Origin of the sequence: Oceanobacillus luteolus (assembly GCF_023715655.1) — a bacterium.
Classification (GTDB): Bacteria; Bacillota; Bacilli; order Bacillales; family Amphibacillaceae; genus Oceanobacillus; species Oceanobacillus luteolus.
In genome coordinates this window covers 1-3126 of sequence record NZ_JAMBON010000088.1, presented here as the reverse complement: position 1 = coordinate 3126, position 3126 = coordinate 1, and the positions used below count along the sequence as shown (strand labels likewise).

4 protein-coding genes are annotated in these 3126 nt (G+C 31.1%); all 4 read right to left on the bottom strand.

Translation table 11 applies throughout. The features are described 5' to 3' along the window. Window positions 1–111: 111 nt before the first annotated feature. The 4 genes from M3210_RS19655 to M3210_RS19640 all read right to left on the bottom strand — a co-directional run bounded on the left by M3210_RS19655 (window position 112) and on the right by M3210_RS19640 (window position 2928). Entirely contained in the window at window positions 112–459 is a 348-nt protein-coding gene (locus tag M3210_RS19655; protein WP_251517947.1) for a hypothetical protein, read from the bottom strand. Window positions 460–1312: 853 nt separating this feature from the next. Continuing rightward, a complete protein-coding gene (locus M3210_RS19650) occupies window positions 1313–1708 on the bottom strand; it encodes a DUF3888 domain-containing protein (RefSeq protein WP_251517944.1) in 396 nt (131 codons plus the stop codon). A 393-nt stretch (window positions 1709–2101) separates the two neighbouring features. Then, complete coding sequence (locus tag M3210_RS19645) at window positions 2102–2515, bottom strand: DUF8837 domain-containing protein (RefSeq protein WP_251517942.1); 414 nt, start codon at window positions 2513–2515, stop codon at window positions 2102–2104. Between the two features lie 14 nt (window positions 2516–2529). After that, on the bottom strand, window positions 2530–2928 hold the full coding sequence (locus M3210_RS19640) for a hypothetical protein (protein WP_251517940.1): 399 nt from the start codon (window positions 2926–2928) through the stop codon (window positions 2530–2532). Window positions 2929–3126: the final 198 nt, after the last annotated feature.

The window sequence follows — 3126 nt, the reverse complement described above, 5'->3', positions numbered from 1 at the left end:
CGAAATTGGATCAACTACTACCTTGGTCACCGTCCATTCCAGCGGAATGTCGTGTACCAAATAAAACTAAATAAATCATAACAATAGTCCACATCTAAAACTAGGTGTGGATTATTTGACGTTTACAATTTCACGGTTTATATCTTGATCGCTTTCTTCATGTTTACTTCTGAATGAAATAGGTTTAATCTCTTCATCTGCCAATAACTCACTGACGGAAAGCCCTAATATACTTGAGACTACTTCGTAATGTTTTGCTTTAAATTTCACTTGTTCTAGTAAAATATCATTTAGTAAATTCTGATCTACATTATACTTCAATGAAATCTCACCAATGCCTAAATTTTCCTTTTCTACTTCCGCTTTTACCATTTGGGATAATTGATATTGAGTGTATTTCGGAATAGTATCCACCAAAATAGTCACCCTCCCTTTAAAATAATAGAATTCATCTTTCATAAACAAACACCACCTTTTTTGCTTTAGTATTATCCGTCTATAGATAAACTTATGCATAAATTAGTGGTAAGTTGCATTTATGAAAAAACTATTTAATCTTTATGTCATGTTCTATCTATAGAATACCACTAAAAAGTACATTTTCCTATTAAATTTTAATAATTGTTGTTAATTATTAATAAATTTATTAAACATTTTTGGAACTTCGAACCATTGATATCAAGATGATTAGTTGAAATGGGAGCTAATAAACAACAACTTGAGGGACAGTATTGTTAGTAAAAAGAGCAAAGAAAAAGAACCCTCATCCAACGACCAAGAAGAATAAGAGTTCTGAATCACAGCAATGGGTTAGGGGATATATTCCCCTTTCCCATACATCATTATTATATACATATAATAACTAATATAAACAAAATGGACAAGATTGGAGGTATCTTTCATGTTAAACATATCTATTTTCATTTCCATTCTTTCAACCAATATTTCTGTAATCACGTTAATTATTATTAGAAAAAAGGCACAGGTAGCTTTTAATTGGTTTAGTATTCGGTTGTGAAGTAGAAAACTGTCACTTTAGGAGTTATTTTGCATTAATTTTAAGTTTTATTTTTCGCTATAAACGATACTGAAGACCTTTTAAGAATCTAAAACTTAAAAAGTCGAATTCCACTAAGGAACCGACTTTTTTGCTAAAGCATCAGATTTATAAGAAGTTCATTGGTTGTATCTTTTCTGCAATTACAATTTCTACTTCTTCTACCATATCGCCTAATACAAATAAAGTGTTGATTCTTTTTCTTCCATAAAGAAAACAAACTGACAGAGAAAACTTAACTGTGCGCATAACAAATCAGTTTATTGAAGGTTGAGATGATTTGTTAAGGTACCACTTTAATATTTCATCTTTATCTTTCGACGGTTTATGGTCATAGCTAACTAATTTTAGTCCATCAATCTCACGTTTAAATTGTAATGTATCAGTACCGATTGTATTATGTGCCCCAATAAACGTAGAAATCTGAACAGTAATATCAAAGGTTAATCCGCCAGTCATTTTAAGATCTAAAATTTTCTCGTTTTCGAATTGAACGTCTTTGATATCGTAGTTTTCATTAACTGCTTTATAAATGTCATCAAACATCAAGGATGTTAGTGCTTTTTCACATTCTGATTTGTTGTAGGCTTCAACTGTGGGAACAATTGGAATAATAAAAAGAAACAAAGATAGAGCAATAGCTTTTCTCATTTATCTCACCTCCATATGTTTATCTTGCCACCAATTTTAAAAAGTATTAGGTTTATAATTTTAAATTTTGCAGGTAAAATGTATGTAAAAGTAGAAGAGTTGACTAAACTGTCTCTGCAAAGGTACTTAACAAAAGACTTATAAGTTATTGAAGCATCTAAATTAAATATTGGGAATTAAGAAATATGTAAGGTGATGTAAACGAGGAAATCAATCAATATGTGGAGTTCAATTTGTTGAAAATAAAAAGAATCTATTTCAATCATAAAATAGATTCTTTTTATTATGAGTGGAGCATAGGTATTATTGAGAAATATAGTCGATAATTTTCTTCCTGTTATAACTAGAATTGAAATAAATTAAGAACTCATTAGAAGTTGATTTTTTAATTACTTAGAATACAGAATAAACGATATTATACTTTGTTCCAAATTCAATTGCATTTTTGACATTAGTACTGTTAGAGGTACCAAAGTATACATCAAACCAATAGTAATCTCTTTTCCGGTCTAAATCACCAGTATCAGTAACCATAAAAAGGCTTTTATTACCATAGCCATTTAGATATAGAGGTTTCGAAGTAACTATTTCACTACCGAAGGGGAATATAGGATCTTTATTCGTCTTTGACTTTTGGTGAACAGCAACAGTCTGATACTGTTTATTTGGGAACAAATATGAACCGTGACCAATGGTACCTCCTGTATAAGCAGTGACTTCACCTGCGGTATATGCATGAGTTGTAGAGGAAAATGTAAAAACAAATAAAAAACACGCGAGAGTAAAAATAACTATATTTTTTTTCATAAAATTCGACTCCTTTAATTTTTGTATTGTTCTTTTTCGGTTTTTTCTACAAACTCTCCTGTCTCTGCATTGAACATTAGGTAGACGATGTTCTCTTTGGTCTTATCCCAACCAATAACCATCACAATAGGGATGTTTTTTTCCGGGTCTTTCGAGAAACCAAAATTATATCCTTTGGCAAAAACATCTCCCGGATATATCTTGGTGACTTTTTGACCCTCTTCTAGTAACTCCGGTGTATCATATTTAAATTCCTCTACGTTATTGATAAAGAAATTTTCAGGCATACTATCTAATTCATTAGGTAAATGCTTTGTTTTCCATACCTTTCCATCTTGGATAGATACTAAATACCAATCTGTTTTACCAGGTATACCAAATTGGATGTTCCAGTGTTTTCTTCTGCCATCCATACCAGTTTGTTCTTCATCTTTATCAACACTAATTCCTACATATAACCTAGCTTCTTTATTCCACTTTAACGGTAAACGTCAAATAATCCACACCTAGTTTTAGATGTGGACTATTGTTATGATTTATTTAGTTTTATTTGGTACACGACATTCCGCTGGAATGGACGGTGACCAAGGTAGTAGTTGATCCAATTTCGG

Coding starts and splice junctions, on each gene's coding strand:
- M3210_RS19650 (WP_251517944.1), bottom strand. CDS start 1,708: ATGAGAAAAGCTATTGCTCTATCTTTGTTTCTTTTTATTATTCCAATT.
- M3210_RS19645 (WP_251517942.1), bottom strand. CDS start 2,515: ATGAAAAAAAATATAGTTATTTTTACTCTCGCGTGTTTTTTATTTGTT.
- M3210_RS19640 (WP_251517940.1), bottom strand. CDS start 2,928: ATGGATGGCAGAAGAAAACACTGGAACATCCAATTTGGTATACCTGGT.
- M3210_RS19655 (WP_251517947.1), bottom strand. CDS start 459: ATGAAAGATGAATTCTATTATTTTAAAGGGAGGGTGACTATTTTGGTG.